Raw genomic sequence first — 14525 nt, forward strand, 5'->3', positions numbered from 1 at the left:
GATGAATTTTCAGGTTGTAAGAGAAAATGCCTTGAAATATCTTGGATATCAGGCACCAATGTTTGAAGGTTTGACTCCAGGAATTTCAAGTCTTTTGGGTGAATGTATAGAAGAGATCAAACAGATAGCACAGCCCAAAGTGATAGTGAAGAGATTTAAACTGGCGAAAGATCCATTGAGATTAGAGGAATCGGGGGATGAGATTTTAGGGCAGCAGATGGAAGATATGCTGGAAGATTGTGAAGAATGTATATTGATCGGATGTACTCTTGGGATTGTTATGGAGCGTAAAATCAAGTTTTATGCAAAGGTTAACATGACAAAATCTACGGTTATGGATGCTGCGGCAAGTGCTTATCTGGAAGAATATTGTGACAGATATGAAGAAACACTTGGGTTTGATAACCGAACATATCGTGCATGTCCCGGATATGGAGATTTTCCACTTGAATTCAACAAAAGAATTGCTATATTACTAGATATACCAAGGAAGATCGGAGTCACGATCACGCCAAATAATCTTTTGATCCCACAGAAGTCTATGTTAGGATTGATTGGGATCGGAAGTGATAAACGAAAGAAATCATGTGGAAATTGTGTGATGAAAGAAGATTGCCCGTTTAGAAAGAGAGGACAAAGATGTTACAGAACCGATTAGGAAAAGAACTTTTAATATTTGATGGAGCGATGGGAACACAGCTCCAGAACGCAGGATTAAGTGCAGGGGATATCCCAGAAGAATTAAATATTGACCGCCCGGATTTATTAAGATCGATTCATAAAAACTATCTGAAAGCGGGAGCAGACTTTATTACAACAAATACATTTGGGTGTAACCGATTAAAGATGGAAGAAGCAAAATACGAGGCGAAAGATATGCTGTTAGCAGCAGTAGAGAATGCAAGAGCTGCAAGAACAGAAGCTGGAAGAGAAGATGACTCTTATATTGTTCTTGATATTGGACCGATCGGTCAGCTGTTAGAGCCAATGGGAACATTGACATTCGATGAAGCATATGACATCATCCTCGAGCAGGTAGAAACAGTAAAAGATCAAGTAGATCTTGTACTGTTTGAGACAATGAGTGATCTATATGAGGTGAAAGCTGGAGTTCTGGCGGTCAAAGAACACACAGACCTTCCAGTGTTTGTTACAATGACCTTCGAGCAAAATGGAAGAACGTTATCTGGAAATGATCCGGAAACATTTATTAATGTTGCAGAGGGCTTAGGAGTTGATGCATTGGGAGTTAATTGTTCTTTAGGACCCGATGAATTAAAACCGATTATTGACGAAATCTTAGAAAAAGCAAGTATTCCAGTGATGTTACAGCCCAATGCCGGACTTCCATGTTTAGAACATGGAGAAACACACTATCATGTGACACCAGAAGAATATGTGGAATCTATGAAAGATTATATGGCAAGAGGTGCAGCAATCGTTGGTGGATGCTGTGGAACAACACCAGAATTTATAGGAAAACTTGCAGAAGCTGCGCCTAAAGCAGTGGCAGAGAGAACAGTTGAGAAGAAAACAAGAGTATCCAGTCAGACACAGACAGTTACGTTTGGAGATCATGTGATCGTCTGCGGAGAACGTCTAAACCCAACGGGTAAGAAAAAGATGAAAAAAGCGTTGTTAGAAGAGCGCTATGATGAACTTGTGGTGGAAGCAGTTAAACAGGTAGAAGCTGGAGCGGAAGTACTAGATGTTAATGTTGGACTTCCTGGAATTGACGAGCCAGAGACAATGAAACGGGTTGTACGTCTGTTGCAGGAAGTTGTCACACTTCCATTACAGATTGACAGTTCCGAAGCAGATGCGATTGAGAATGCCTGTCGTTATTATAATGGAAAACCATTGATCAACTCTGTAAATGGTAAAGACGAAGTCATGGAAAAAATCTTCCCGATTGCTAAGAAATATGGAGGAGTTGTGATCGGACTGACTCTGGAAGACGGAATTCCGCTGAAAGCAGAAGAACGATTTGAAATCGCCAAGAAGATTGTCAATAAAGCAGCTGAATACGGAATCGGTAAAGAGAATATCATCATCGACTGTCTGACATTAACAGCATCTGCACAGCAAAAAGAAGTAAAAGAAACACTCCGAGCGATCAAGATGGTAAAAAAAGAATTAGGTGTCCATACCGTATTAGGGGTATCGAATGTATCCTTTGGATTGCCAAACCGTCCGTTATTAAATAGAACATTTTTAGCATTAGCAATGGAAGCAGGATTGGATTTACCGATCATCAATCCGTTAGATGCAGAATTGATGGGAACCATAGATGCATTTCATGTGCTGTTCTACAAAGACGTGGATAGTCAGACTTATATTAAAAACCAGTCCAAAGATAAAGAAACAAAACCAGCCACAGCGGCGGCAACAACAAACTTCACATTAAAAGATGTGATCATTCACGGATTAAAAGATGAAGTAGAGAAAGTCACAAAAGAAGAACTGAAAGATAAAGAAGCACTGACAGTAATTAATGAAGTGATCATACCAGCGTTAAATATCGTAGGAAAAGATTATGAGACAGGAAAGATCTTCCTGCCACAGTTAATTCAGTCAGCAGAGACAACGAAGAAAGCATTTGAAGTTGTTAAAGAAACATTTTCAGCAAATGACGGAGAAGAAAAAGGACCGATCATCATAGCAACCGTAGAAGGTGATATTCATGATATTGGAAAGAACATCGTGAAAGTTGTACTGGAAAGTTATGGATATAAGATCATCGACCTTGGAAAAGACGTTAAAGTTGAAAAGGTAGTAGAAGCTTATAAGAAATACAAGCCAAAAGCGATTGGGCTAAGTGCATTAATGACAACAACCGTTGCATCAATGGAAAGAACGATCAAAGCACTTCACGAAGCAGGATGCAGTGAACCAATCTGGGTTGGGGGAGCTGTTGTGACGGAAGATATCGCACACAATATCGGAGCAGATTATTATACAGAAGATGCGATGGCAGCGGTGAATCTGCTGGAAAATGAAATTTTAGATTTGTAGTTGGCCAACTTTAGATTTTGAGTATATGATAAAAAATAAATAAACGATCGGAAGAACAGCTAGAGAATTTTCCTCACGTTTTTTACAGATCGCTGATCCGCCGGCTTTCCTTGCGAACTCGCCTTCAAAGATATTTAAACCAGAACTCTTTGAGGCTCAGACAGCGCACCAAGCCGGCTGCGAATTTGTAAAAAACGTGGCAAAATTCTAATGCTGCTCTTCCGATCGTTTATTTATTTTTTATCATATACCAGAAGTCTAAAGTGTGGACAATTACAAGAATTGAAAAATTTAAGTGGTGTGTATGTTAACTGTTATCGAGCTTCAATTTATATAGTGGCAGACAGATGTTTATTATACATACCCATACAGTAAAACATACACACTGTATGGTGGTTTGAATAGTGTTTTGTTATATGAGTCAGAAAGAAGATAAGAAGAAATATTTATAAGAATAAAGGGCGACAACATGAGCACTTTTTGAATGCGTTTTTTACAAATTCGCAGCGCCCTGTGGTTGATTGTCTGACCGTAGCTGCGGGCATTTTGGCTCGCAGCCAGGGAGTTATCAAAGAAACAGGCGCGGATCGGCGATTTGTAAAAAATGCTTTCAAAAATGCGGAGTGTCACCCTTTATTCTTATAAATATTTCTTCTTATCTTCTTTCTGACTCATATAGGACCAACACTACCTACAAATCACAATCTACTGATCTAATCGGTTTACAGCGCTGATCAGTGCTAATACAGAAGCAGTAATGATGTCTTCGTGGATTCCGGATCCCCAAGTAACATTACCATTTGGTTCTTGAACTCCAACATAAGCACAAGCCTGAGAGTTAGAACCAACATTTAAAGCGTGTTCCTGATAAGTAACGATAGAGTAATGCATATCACTGTGTCTCTGTAAAGCGTTACTTACAGCATCCAGACGACCATTTCCTTTTCCGTGGTAAAGTTTTGGAACACCAGATTTCTCTAAAGAGATTTCTGCTTCGATGCCACCGTCTTTCTGTACGAAGTGCACTTCTTTTAATTTGCATGGATCATCAATATTTACGTAAACTTCTTTGAATACTTTTAAGATATCTCTTGGAACTAATTCCTGATGGCGTTTATCAGATACATCTTTGACTGTGTATCCTACATCTTCACGCATTTTTCCAGGAATATGGAATCCAAAGTTTTCTTCTAGTACATAGCTGATACCGCCTTTACCAGACTGACTGTTGATACGGATAACATCACTTTCGTATTCACGTCCAACATCGTGTGGATCGATTGGAAGATATGGGATATTCCAGTGCTCTGGATGTTTTTCGTCTCTCCAGTGCATACCTTTGGCAATCGCATCCTGATGAGATCCAGAGAAGGCAGCAAATACCAACTGTCCTGTGTATGGCTGACGTTCGTAAACGGACATTCTTGTTAATCTTTCATAGACTTTTGTAAGTTCTGGTAAGTTAGAGAAGTCCAGTTTTGGATCAACACCGTGTGTATACATATTTAATGCAAGAGTGATAATGTCAACGTTACCTGTACGTTCACCATTTCCAAATAAAGTACCCTCGACACGATCAGCACCTGCAAGTAAGGCAAGTTCTGTATCAGCAACACCGCATCCACGGTCATTATGTGGATGAAGAGATAAAACTACGTTTTCACGGTATTTCATATGTTTGCTCATATATTCGATCTGGCTGGCATATACGTGAGGCATTGAAAGCTGTACAGTTACAGGAAGATTGATGATGACCTTCCAGTCTGGCCGAGGCTGCCATACGTCAAGAACGGCATTACATACATCTAATGCATAGTCGATCTCTGTACCAGTAAAACTTTCTGGAGAGTATTCAAATAAGAAGTTACCGTCTGTCTCATCAGCCAGGCGTTTTAATAATTTTGCACCGTCTGTTGCAATTTTCATGATCTCTTCTTTGGATTTTTTAAATACCTGTTCACGCTGTGCAACAGAAGTAGAGTTATATACATGAACGATCGCTCTTTTTGCGCCTTTTAAAGCTTCGAAAGTCTTTTTAATGATATGTTCTCTTGCCTGTGTTAAAACCTGAATGGTAACATCATCAGGGATCAGATCATTTTCAATCAAAGTACGTAAAAATGTATATTCTGTTTCTGAAGCAGCAGGGAAACCAACTTCAATCTCTTTGAAACCAACCTTTACTAAAAGTTTAAAAAATTCAACTTTTTCATCAAGACTCATCGGAATGATCAGAGCCTGATTTCCATCACGAAGGTCAACACTACACCATGTAGGTGCTTTTGTGATATATTCTTTCTTTGTCCAGTCAAGGGACGTTTCAGGTGGCATAAAATATTGTCTTTCATATTTGCTTGGGTTCATCATTGCTGTGAAGCTCCTTTCAAAAATTAATGATTGTTGTAGGTATGTTTTAAGTATTGAAAGGTGGATACGGGGTATCATGTATCGGATGAAATAAATGTACGATAGCATAAAAAAAACTCCGAATCTAATCCTTATCAGGATAGAGACGAAGAAACTTCCGCGGTACCACTCTAATTCACGTTATAAAGAAACGTGCACTTCTTACTGATACGGGTTATAAAACCGATATCTCTCCATTGTAACGGTTGGACTCCGGCAATACCTACTGTAAGTTCAGCATGCTACTCAAAGGCGAGTTCAAATATCATCAACAATTGCTTCGCACCATCCAGCAACTCTCTGAATGTCTTAAATATTCTACTATTCCTTATCATTGTATTTAAATCATTTACAATAATGACAATCTAACATAAAAATCAGGAAGTGTCAACTGCTAAAATGTAAAATATAAAGAGAACTTTCTTTACAGAGAAGACTTTCATATGGAAAGAAATTATGATAAAGTAGAACAGAGCAATGGAGGAAAGAACATGAGATTTTTTGAATATTTAAAAAAACAGGAACCTTCAAAAGAAAATGAAGAAGCAAGAAAACGAATTTATAAGCTGCATCAATTAGAAGGAAGCCTTACTTATATTGAACGAATGGAAATCATCGAAGAAGGGAAAGGCTCCATGGAAGTTGAGTTTGTCAGAGGAGAGTTGAGTGAGGGAATGACACTTTGCTTTTATGATAATCAAGGAAAAGAATCTGGAAGAGGAGAGATTCTCGAAATTTATATTGGAAAGGGAGAAGATAAAGGGAGATTCTCAGAACAAGGGAATAAGGGGAAGATCATATTTGAATATTGGCAGCCAGTAACGGACCGTTTCTGGAACAGTCAATATCTGAAAGAATTCACTCTTGAAAAATAAATTTAAAAAAATTCAAAAAAAGTGTTGACAGTTGTCGGAAACATATGATAATATAAACAAGCTGTCGCATTGATGGGGTATCGCCAAGTGGTAAGGCACAGGATTCTGACTCCTGCACCGCTGGTTCGAGTCCAGCTACCCCAGTTAAGGGTGTGTAGCTCAGGTGGTAGAGCACTTGACTTTTAATCAAGTTGTCCGGGGTTCGAATCCCCGCACGCTCACTATATTTTTTAAAATAAATTTTAAAAAATATAAAAAAGTTCTTGACAAAGAACGACAGATTATGTATAATAAGATAGTTGTTGCACTGATGGGGTATCGCCAAGTGGTAAGGCACAGGATTCTGACTCCTGCACCGCTGGTTCGAGTCCAGCTACCCCAGTTAAGGGTGTGTAGCTCAGGTGGTAGAGCACTTGACTTTTAATCAAGTTGTCCGGGGTTCGAATCCCCGCACGCTCAGTTGATAAGCATGATTTAAGAATGAACTTAGATCATGCTTTTTTTCTTTTACCAAATACAAAATAAAAGAAGCCTCTAAAAACAGAGACTTCAAATGCTCGCATTGATCACAAGTAAACTTATTTTTTCAAGTATGGTGCAATTGCAGAGCTGATTTCTTCAAGTTCATCTTTACCATGTACGGTTAAAGTCAAAGGTCTTGTCAGATCAAGGCTGAAAATTCCCATGATCGATTTTGCATTTACGATATATCTTCCAGAAGAAAGATCAATCTCAGATTTAAAATGTGCGATCGTATTTGCAAATGCATTCACGTCTGCAATGGAATCAAGAGAAATAATAAAGTTGGTATCCATGTTTAAACCTCCTTAATGGTTAAATCTCTTTTATCCTACAATTTTTTTGATAGAAAGTCAAATTCGATAGATAACAGAAAAGAAGTATGATAAAATATAAGACAACGGAGGGAAGAAGATGACGGAAAAACAAAAAATGTTGATGGGAATTTTATATAATGCAGAGGATCAAGCTCTGATAGAAGAGAGGAACCATGCAAAATCTCTAACCAGACAGTTTAATGAACATTGGGAAGATAAAGGACGTCGGAATTATCTGATAGGACAGATATTTGGAAGTCTTGGGAAGAATGTTCATCTGGAAGCGCCCATTTATCTGGATTATGGATATAGGACAACGATTGGAAGTGACTTTTTCTCAAACTTTAATCTGACGATTTTAGATGGCGGAGGAGTTGAAATCGGGAATCATGTTTTTATAGGTCCGAATGTAGGAATTTATACTGCGAACCACCCAGCAGATGTGAGGAGACGAGAAAAGGGATATGAATGGGCCCTCCCAGTTAAGATTGGAGATAAAGTATGGATTGGCGGAGGGGTTACGATTCTTCCTGGAGTTACGATCGGCGACAATAGTGTGATCGGTGCAGGAAGTGTTGTAACAAAGGATATTCCTGCCAATGTAGTTGCTGCAGGTAATCCATGCAGGATCATCAAAGAAGCGGAAGAAGGAGACAGATATGGGATTATTGACGAGAAAAACGGACAGCAATCCATTAAGTAAGAATATTGACGAATTACTTGATGGAATGAATCAGGAGAGGGAAGAGACAAAAGAAGGAACTTATGAAGAATCTTTAAAAAAGATTGAGGAGCGGATCAAAGAACTTGGGATTTTAGAAGAAGAGAACGAAGATTAAGAAAGGCATCGGTGGTGCCTTTCTTTTTTTAGGATGATCAAAAGATTCCCTATTGTTAACTTTTAAAAAAACAAAGTTGACAATAAGAAATTGATGATATATAATGGCAGTCAGTACAGGAAAATAATAAAAGTGAGGGAGAAATTTATTATGGAACAACAAACAATGAAAATTCAGGATTTAACACTGATTGCATTAATGGCAGCATTAACTTGTATTTTAGGACCAATGTCGATCACATTGCCATTTACACCAGTACCGATTTCATTTACGAACTTGGTGATTTATTTTGCAGTAATGGTCATTGGGATGAAACGTGGAACAATCAGTTATCTTGTATACCTTCTGATCGGAGCAGTAGGACTTCCAGTATTTTCAGGATTTAGTGGTGGGCTTGCTAAACTTGCAGGACCAACAGGGGGATATTTGGTTGGGTTTATCTTTTTGGCATTGATCAGTGGATTCTTTGTAGAAAAATTCTCAGGGAACATAGTGATGGCAGTAATTGGTATGGTACTTGGAACAGCAGTAACATATGCATTTGGAACGATCTGGCTGTGTGCACAGATGCATTTAACATTTGTACAGGGATTATATGCAGGTGTGATTCCATATCTTCCAGGAGATGCGGCAAAGATCGTGATCGCGATCATTGTAGGAAGTGCAGTGAAGAAGGCTGTTGTGAAGGCGAGAGTTTTACCAGAATAAATAACAAATACTTTGTATGAAAAATAAGAATCTGTTGACATTTTGTATGAAAAAGCATAAACTATTCGTAGTTAAATGCAATGAACAGAATTAGTACAGACAAGTTGGAACTGTCAGAGAGAAGCTGCCATCGGCTGGAAGCGGCTTTGAGGGAAGATGTCTGGAATGCATCTGGGAGCAGACAAGATGAATAAAGTAGTTTTGTACGTTGCCGGCGTTAACGGATTCGAGTGAAAGTATCCTGATCAAGTGATATTAGTCAGATATATAATAAGAAGATCAGGAACTTTTAAAAGAGTGGAACCGCGGATATACTCCGTCTCTTTATTTAGAGACGGAGTTTTTTGTATTATAGAAAATTTTGATGGAATCCTCTATGATATAAAAAGTCCTGTAAATTACATACTATATATTGGAGGTTTAGAAATTATGATGGGTTTTCGAGAATTTGCGAAAAGCCAATATGATACGATCAAACTAAGAGATCCTGCGTTAAGGGAAGAGAAAGAAGTTTTTTTGTATCCTTATGTAAAAGCACTGTATTGGCATCGTGTTGCACACGAATTATATAAGAAAGGAGAGTTTTACAAAGCTAGAAAGATTTCTCAGAAATGGGCGAGAAAAACTGGAATTGAGATTCATCCAGGTGCACAGATCGGAGAAGGGTTCTTTATTGACCATGGGCATGGAGTGGTCATTGGCGAGACGACGATCATCGGAAATAATGTGACCTTATATCAAGGTGTTACATTAGGTGGAACTGGAAATGAAACTGGAAAACGTCATCCAACGATTGAAGATAATGTTATGATCAGTTCAGGTGCTAAGGTTTTGGGCTCTATCACAATTGGAAAGAACTCAAAGATTGGTGCAGGAAGTGTTGTTGTATCTGATGTACCGCCGAATTCTACTGTTGTCGGAGTTCCAGGTAAGGTAGTTAAACAGGATGGAGAGAGAGTCAATCGCATTCAGAGTATTGTGCTTGACCAGATCGATCTTCCAAATCCAGTCGATATGGATATCGAAAAGCTCGCAAGAGAGAATGCTGAATTACGACAGGCACTGGAAACATTTATTATACATTATCAAAATTCAGAAGCAATCAGAAGGGAAAAAGAAAAATGAAAATCTACAATACACTGACAAGACAAAAAGAAGAATTTGTACCGGTGCATCCAGGGAAAGTTGGAATGTATGTTTGTGGGCCAACGGTGTATAACTACATTCATATTGGAAATGCAAGACCAATGATCATTTTTGATACGGTGCGCCGTTACTTTGAATATAAAGGATATGAAGTAAATTATGTTTCAAACTTCACAGATGTCGATGACAAGATTATTAAGAAGGCAAATGAAGAAGGTGTAACAGCAACAGAGATCGCAGAAAGATATATTAAGGAATGCAAACAAGATATGGAAGCGTTAAATATCAAACCTGCAACCCACCAGCCAAGAGCGACAGAAGAAATCGGTGGAATGATCAAAATGATTCAGACATTGATCAAAAAAGGGCATGCATATGAAGTAGATGGAACTGTATACTTTAAGACAAGATCTTTTAAAGATTATGGAAAACTCTCCAAGAAAAATATTGATGATCTAGAAGCAGGACATCGCGAGATCAAGGTAACAGGAGAAGAAGGAAAGGAAGATCCTCTTGATTTTGTATTATGGAAACCAAAGAAAGAAGGAGAAATCGCATGGGATTCTCCATGGGGAGAAGGAAGACCAGGATGGCATATTGAGTGTTCTGAGATGTCTAAGAAATATATCGGAGATACAATTGATATTCATGCAGGTGGAGAAGACTTGATCTTCCCTCATCATGAAAATGAGATCGCACAGAGTGAAGCATGCAATGGGGAGAAGTTTGCGAATTACTGGATGCATAATGGTTTCTTAAATATCAACAATAAGAAAATGTCTAAATCAGCAGGAAACTTCTTTACAGTGCGTGAAATTGGAGAAAAGTATCCATTACAGGTGATCCGTTTCTTCATGTTAAGTGCACACTACAGAACCCCATTAAACTTCAGTGATACTTTAGTAGAAAGTGCAAAAACAGGATTAGACCGTATCTTGACAGCGATCGATCTATGCAGAGAGATGGCAGCTAAAGAAGAAACAGGTTCTTTAAGCAAAGAAGAAACAGAACATTTTGCTAATATAGAAGTACTTGTAAAGAAATTTGAAGATGCAATGGAAGATGACTTTAACACAGCAGATGCAGTTTCGGCTATTTTTGAGATCGTGCGTGAATCAAACTCAACAGTGAAAGACTTCAGTGCAGACTATGCAAAGAAAGTACTAAAAGTATTAGAAGATCTTTGCAGCGTTCTTGGAATTGAAACAACAAAAGAAGAAGAGATCCTAGATGAAGAAATCGAAAAACTGATCGAAGAACGTCAGGCGGCAAGAAAGAACAAAGATTTTGCAAGAGCAGACGAGATCAGAGACCAGTTATTAGAGCAGGGTATCGTATTAAAAGATACAAGAGAAGGTGTAAAATGGAGCAGAGCTTAATTCAAAAGATCAAAGAAGGATTGTATCTTGATGGATTGGATCCCAAAAGTTACTCTCCATTATCTCTTGCTTACATTGGAGATGCGATCTATGAGATCGTGATCCGAACGATCGTTATGTCTGCAGGGAATATGAGTGTGAATAAGTACCACAAAAAATCAAGCAGTATGGTCAAAGCTTCTGCACAAAAAGAAGTGTTTGAAAAGATCGAGCCATTTTTGACAGAAGAAGAAATGGCTGTTTATAAACGTGGAAGAAATTCCAAATCAGGTTCTGTTGCAAAGAATGCATCTATGATGGATTACAGAAAAGCAACTGGAGTGGAAGCTTTGGTTGGATATTTATATCTGGCAGGAGATATGGACCGCATCATCGAATTGATCGGGATCGGTTTTGATTTGAATAAAAAAGAAGAAATAGGAGAAGAACATGAATCATAAAGAAGATCTGATCGCAGGGCGTAATGCCGTGATCGAGGCTTTAAGAGCAAAGAAACCAATCGACAAGATTTTTGTATTGGATGGATGTCAGGATGGACCGATCCGTACGATCGTAAGAGAGGCAAAGAAAACAGATGCGATTCTTAAATTTGTAGATAAAGAACGCTTGAATCAGCTGACAAATGAACATCATCAGGGAGTTGTTGCAATTGTCGCAGCATATGAATATGGAACGATTGAGGATCTGTTTAAAAGAGCAGAAGAAAAGGGTGAGGATCCTTTCTTTATCCTGTTAGATGGGATTGAAGACCCTCATAATCTTGGGGCGATCATTCGTACAGCAAATCTTGCAGGTGCACATGGAGTGATCATTCCAAAGCATCGTGCAGTTGGAATTACACCAACCGTAGCAAAAACATCTGCAGGTGCGATCAATTATACACCAGTTGTGAAAGTAACAAATATTGGAAAAACAATGGATGAACTAAAAGAACGTGGTATGTGGTTTGCATGTGCAGATATGGATGGAGAAGTGATTTATCGTCAGAATCTGACAGGATCGATCGGGCTTGTTATTGGAAATGAAGGAAGCGGTGTGAGCCGTTTGGTAAAGGAAAAGTGTGACTTTATCTCATCTATTCCAATGAAAGGAGATATTGATTCACTGAATGCTTCTGTAGCAGCAGGTGTTCTGGCGTTTGAAGTTGTAAGACAACGACTGGGAAAATAAAGAATGAAAGAATTAAAAACAATTTCTGATGAGAAATTGCTCAGACAGATCCAAAGCGGTAATGATGATGCGATGGAATGTCTGTTAGAGAGATACAGGGATATGGTAAGGAAAGAGGCAAGGAGCTTTTTTCTTGCAGGTGGGGATGAAGAAGATCTGATCCAGGAAGGAATGATCGGGCTTTTTAAAGCAGTGACATCCTATCAGGAAGAAAAAAACACTTCGTTTTCAACGTTTGCTTATCTGTGTGTGCAAAGACAGATCTATACAACGATCACTGCATTTAACAGAAAAAAACATATTCCGTTGAATACAGCAATCTCTCTGTTTGAACAAAAGAATCAGGAAGAAGAATTATCATTGGATGAAATCTTAGAAACTCCGGAGGAAACTCCGGAGGAGATGATGCTTCGAAAGGAAGAATTAAATGATTATTACAAAATGCTTGACCAGAATTTAAGTAAATTCGAAAAACAGGTGATGTATCATTATCTGAATGGAGAAACATATACAACGATTGCAAAAAAACTTGGAAAAAGTGATAAATCCATTGATAATGCGATTCAGAGGATTCGCAGGAAGATCAGAAATGATCAGGAAAGTTAAAGTAAAGATAAGAGAAATAAAAAGAAGACTTAAAACAGATGTTTTAAGTCTTCTTTATAAAGCTGCTGACGGGAGTTGAACCCGTGACCTCCTCACTACCAATGAGGTGCGCTACCTCCTGTGCCACAGCAGCAGAACTGATTAATAATTTATCATGAAAATGATATACTGTCAATAGAATTAACAAAATAAAAGGAAAATCAAATGACAAAACAATACAGGAAAAATAAGAGAAGAATCTGTGTAGTGATATGCCTTGTTCTTTGCATGATCTCAGGCATCAAAATACAGGCAGCACAGCCAGGATATTTTGATAATCCCCAGACGGTCTATGATGAATTTGCTGGGAAGATTTATGATCGTTCATTCAAAAAGAGTTATGCATTTTTGAAAAAAAAGATGAATGTTTTTGAAACATCTTCAGGAAGTAAAAAGATAGGGGTAGCGCCAAGATATTCAGGAGTGATCGTGGTTAGTAAAACATCCGATCATGTTCAGGTGATCTATGAGAAAAAGAAAGCATATGGAATTGGATGGATTGATAGAGGTTTGTATCATAAGGAAGCTATTCCATATAATGGGAATGAAAAACAGTTGCTAGGAAATGGAACTTATTGGATACAAAATAAAGCTTCTGGAGAAGGAATTCGTGTACAGATCATTTTTCTGGGAAATCAGAAATATCAAGTTTCGATTTTGAATCAAAGCAAAGAAGATCACACATGGAAACTAATACGTGAGTACGATCATTTTTATATCAAAAATATGAAAAATGAAAAATATCTGTCAATGGATGAAAATGGTACCTTGACAGACGGTAAAATAAAAGATATGAACAACTGTTTCACAAAACCACAGAAAGAAGCAGCACAGAAGTCCTATCAATGGCAGGTAATGCGTCTTAACAATAAAAATGTATATCCGTATCGTGATTTTATGCAGTTTGATCCTGCATGGGCCAGAAAAGATTATGGAAATGTTTCGGATTACAGTGGGAAAATGGCAGCAGCAGGCTGCGGAGTTGTGGCGATCACAAATGCAGTATATGCATTGAATGGGCAATTTGTTGATCCAATGTTGTTTGCAGATTATGCAGTGGAGAAACATTACAGGATCATAGGTGCCGGAACACATGATGGGATTTTTAAGGCGGCAGCGAAGAAATTTGGAGACACATATGGGTTCACTTATATTAAGACAACTTACAGTACATCAGAAGTAAGAGAATATCTGAAAAAAGGTTGTGTAGCAATCTCGCATGTACCAGGACATTATGTAACAGTTGCTGATTTTAATCCCAAGACAAAAAAATATCTGGTCTTAGATTCTCATCCGATCAAGAGCAGACCAACCAGCTCTTTTGGAAACTGGTTTAAGAGAGAACGATTAGAGAGAGGAGGGTTGACATCATCTGCATATTATATTTATGGGGTGCCAGGACAGGCATGGAAATATGAAAGTGCAAAAGGAATACAATTTCAGAAGGATTTATTCACATTTATGATTTACATGCGTTAAAATGTAAGAAAAAATAACAAAGGATAG

The 14525-nt window shown here is 38.2% G+C and carries 14 protein-coding genes, 5 tRNA genes and 2 other annotated features; of the genes, 16 read left to right on the plus strand and 3 right to left on the minus strand.

All coding sequences use genetic code 11. The features are described 5' to 3' along the window. The first annotated feature begins 1 nt into the window (after position 1). Complete coding sequence (locus tag QUE18_RS04010) at positions 2 to 658, plus strand: Vitamin B12 dependent methionine synthase activation domain protein (RefSeq protein ID WP_009204163.1); 657 nt, start codon at positions 2 to 4, stop codon at positions 656 to 658. Then, positions 640 to 3015 carry a homocysteine S-methyltransferase family protein gene (locus QUE18_RS04015; RefSeq protein ID WP_009204162.1) on the plus strand — a complete coding sequence of 792 codons (2376 nt, stop codon included), beginning with the start codon at positions 640 to 642 and terminating at the stop codon, positions 3013 to 3015. Before QUE18_RS04010 ends, QUE18_RS04015 begins: the two co-directional genes overlap by 19 nt. A gap of 705 nt (positions 3016 to 3720) precedes the next feature. Here the strand turns inward: QUE18_RS04015 and QUE18_RS04020 are convergent. Beyond that, positions 3721 to 5382 (minus strand): 2-isopropylmalate synthase, encoded by a 1662-nt coding sequence (locus QUE18_RS04020; protein ID WP_009264481.1) that lies wholly within the window; start codon positions 5380 to 5382, stop codon positions 3721 to 3723. A 138-nt stretch (positions 5383 to 5520) separates the two neighbouring features. Then, positions 5521 to 5765: a binding site (T-box leader), on the minus strand. Positions 5766 to 5864: 99 nt separating this feature from the next. On the opposite strand from QUE18_RS04020, the gene QUE18_RS04025 reads away from it, so the two are divergent. The 5 genes from QUE18_RS04025 to QUE18_RS04045 all read left to right on the plus strand — a co-directional run bounded on the left by QUE18_RS04025 (position 5865) and on the right by QUE18_RS04045 (position 6755). Continuing rightward, a complete protein-coding gene (locus tag QUE18_RS04025) occupies positions 5865 to 6296 on the plus strand; it encodes a hypothetical protein (protein ID WP_009204160.1) in 432 nt (143 codons plus the stop codon). A 73-nt stretch (positions 6297 to 6369) separates the two neighbouring features. Continuing rightward, positions 6370 to 6440: transfer RNA gene (locus QUE18_RS04030), tRNA-Gln, on the plus strand. 4 nt (positions 6441 to 6444) lie between these two features. Then, a tRNA-Lys gene (locus tag QUE18_RS04035) sits at positions 6445 to 6517 on the plus strand. Positions 6518 to 6607: 90 nt separating this feature from the next. After that, a tRNA-Gln gene (locus tag QUE18_RS04040) sits at positions 6608 to 6678 on the plus strand. Between the two features lie 4 nt (positions 6679 to 6682). Beyond that, a tRNA-Lys gene (locus QUE18_RS04045) sits at positions 6683 to 6755 on the plus strand. A gap of 119 nt (positions 6756 to 6874) precedes the next feature. Here QUE18_RS04045 and QUE18_RS04050 read toward each other — a convergent pair. Continuing rightward, on the minus strand, positions 6875 to 7111 hold the full coding sequence (locus QUE18_RS04050; protein WP_009204159.1) for an HPr family phosphocarrier protein: 237 nt from the start codon (positions 7109 to 7111) through the stop codon (positions 6875 to 6877). A gap of 118 nt (positions 7112 to 7229) precedes the next feature. Here QUE18_RS04050 and QUE18_RS04055 point away from each other — a divergent pair, with 118 nt between their 5' ends. The 8 genes from QUE18_RS04055 (at position 7230) to QUE18_RS04090 (ending at position 12980) form a co-directional block, all read left to right on the plus strand. Continuing rightward, entirely contained in the window at positions 7230 to 7835 is a 606-nt protein-coding gene (locus QUE18_RS04055; RefSeq protein ID WP_009204158.1) for a sugar O-acetyltransferase, read from the plus strand. Then, entirely contained in the window at positions 7792 to 7971 is a 180-nt protein-coding gene (locus QUE18_RS04060; RefSeq protein ID WP_009264479.1) for a hypothetical protein, read from the plus strand. The genes QUE18_RS04055 and QUE18_RS04060 overlap by 44 nt, the downstream gene beginning before the upstream one ends. A gap of 150 nt (positions 7972 to 8121) precedes the next feature. Beyond that, positions 8122 to 8679, plus strand: a complete 558-nt coding sequence (locus QUE18_RS04065; RefSeq protein ID WP_009264478.1) for a biotin transporter BioY — start codon at positions 8122 to 8124, stop codon at positions 8677 to 8679. 71 nt (positions 8680 to 8750) lie between these two features. Continuing rightward, positions 8751 to 9006 (plus strand) — a binding site (T-box leader). A gap of 105 nt (positions 9007 to 9111) precedes the next feature. Continuing rightward, entirely contained in the window at positions 9112 to 9804 is a 693-nt protein-coding gene (epsC, locus tag QUE18_RS04070) for a serine O-acetyltransferase EpsC (RefSeq protein ID WP_172622401.1), read from the plus strand. After that, positions 9801 to 11204 carry a cysteine--tRNA ligase gene (gene cysS / locus QUE18_RS04075; RefSeq protein ID WP_009204156.1) on the plus strand — a complete coding sequence of 468 codons (1404 nt, stop codon included), beginning with the start codon at positions 9801 to 9803 and terminating at the stop codon, positions 11202 to 11204. The genes epsC and cysS overlap by 4 nt, the downstream gene beginning before the upstream one ends. Next, complete coding sequence (locus tag QUE18_RS04080; RefSeq protein ID WP_008391851.1) at positions 11189 to 11644, plus strand: Mini-ribonuclease 3; 456 nt, start codon at positions 11189 to 11191, stop codon at positions 11642 to 11644. Before cysS ends, QUE18_RS04080 begins: the two co-directional genes overlap by 16 nt. After that, complete coding sequence (gene rlmB, locus QUE18_RS04085; protein ID WP_008391852.1) at positions 11634 to 12374, plus strand: 23S rRNA (guanosine(2251)-2'-O)-methyltransferase RlmB; 741 nt, start codon at positions 11634 to 11636, stop codon at positions 12372 to 12374. The genes QUE18_RS04080 and rlmB overlap by 11 nt, the downstream gene beginning before the upstream one ends. A 3-nt stretch (positions 12375 to 12377) precedes the next feature. Continuing rightward, a complete protein-coding gene (locus QUE18_RS04090; RefSeq protein WP_009204155.1) occupies positions 12378 to 12980 on the plus strand; it encodes a sigma-70 family RNA polymerase sigma factor in 603 nt (200 codons plus the stop codon). 60 nt (positions 12981 to 13040) lie between these two features. Here QUE18_RS04090 and QUE18_RS04095 read toward each other — a convergent pair. Further along, positions 13041 to 13113: transfer RNA gene (locus tag QUE18_RS04095), tRNA-Thr, on the minus strand. 71 nt (positions 13114 to 13184) lie between these two features. Between QUE18_RS04095 and QUE18_RS04100 the strand changes: the two genes are divergently transcribed. Beyond that, positions 13185 to 14498, plus strand: coding sequence for a hypothetical protein (locus QUE18_RS04100; protein ID WP_022091543.1), 1314 nt, complete (start codon positions 13185 to 13187; stop codon positions 14496 to 14498). Positions 14499 to 14525: the final 27 nt, after the last annotated feature.

The sequence above is a fragment of the Anaerostipes hadrus ATCC 29173 = JCM 17467 genome (assembly GCF_030296915.1).
GTDB classification, from domain to species: Bacteria; Bacillota; Clostridia; order Lachnospirales; family Lachnospiraceae; genus Anaerostipes; species Anaerostipes hadrus.

Coding starts and splice junctions, on each gene's coding strand:
- QUE18_RS04010 (WP_009204163.1), top strand. CDS start 2: ATGAATTTTCAGGTTGTAAGAGAAAATGCCTTGAAATATCTTGGATAT.
- QUE18_RS04015 (WP_009204162.1), top strand. CDS start 640: ATGTTACAGAACCGATTAGGAAAAGAACTTTTAATATTTGATGGAGCG.
- QUE18_RS04020 (WP_009264481.1), bottom strand. CDS start 5,382: ATGATGAACCCAAGCAAATATGAAAGACAATATTTTATGCCACCTGAA.
- QUE18_RS04025 (WP_009204160.1), top strand. CDS start 5,865: ATGGAAAGAAATTATGATAAAGTAGAACAGAGCAATGGAGGAAAGAAC.
- QUE18_RS04050 (WP_009204159.1), bottom strand. CDS start 7,111: ATGGATACCAACTTTATTATTTCTCTTGATTCCATTGCAGACGTGAAT.
- QUE18_RS04055 (WP_009204158.1), top strand. CDS start 7,230: ATGACGGAAAAACAAAAAATGTTGATGGGAATTTTATATAATGCAGAG.
- QUE18_RS04060 (WP_009264479.1), top strand. CDS start 7,792: ATGGGATTATTGACGAGAAAAACGGACAGCAATCCATTAAGTAAGAAT.
- QUE18_RS04065 (WP_009264478.1), top strand. CDS start 8,122: ATGGAACAACAAACAATGAAAATTCAGGATTTAACACTGATTGCATTA.
- epsC (WP_172622401.1), top strand. CDS start 9,112: ATGGGTTTTCGAGAATTTGCGAAAAGCCAATATGATACGATCAAACTA.
- cysS (WP_009204156.1), top strand. CDS start 9,801: ATGAAAATCTACAATACACTGACAAGACAAAAAGAAGAATTTGTACCG.
- QUE18_RS04080 (WP_008391851.1), top strand. CDS start 11,189: ATGGAGCAGAGCTTAATTCAAAAGATCAAAGAAGGATTGTATCTTGAT.
- rlmB (WP_008391852.1), top strand. CDS start 11,634: ATGAATCATAAAGAAGATCTGATCGCAGGGCGTAATGCCGTGATCGAG.
- QUE18_RS04090 (WP_009204155.1), top strand. CDS start 12,378: ATGAAAGAATTAAAAACAATTTCTGATGAGAAATTGCTCAGACAGATC.
- QUE18_RS04100 (WP_022091543.1), top strand. CDS start 13,185: ATGACAAAACAATACAGGAAAAATAAGAGAAGAATCTGTGTAGTGATA.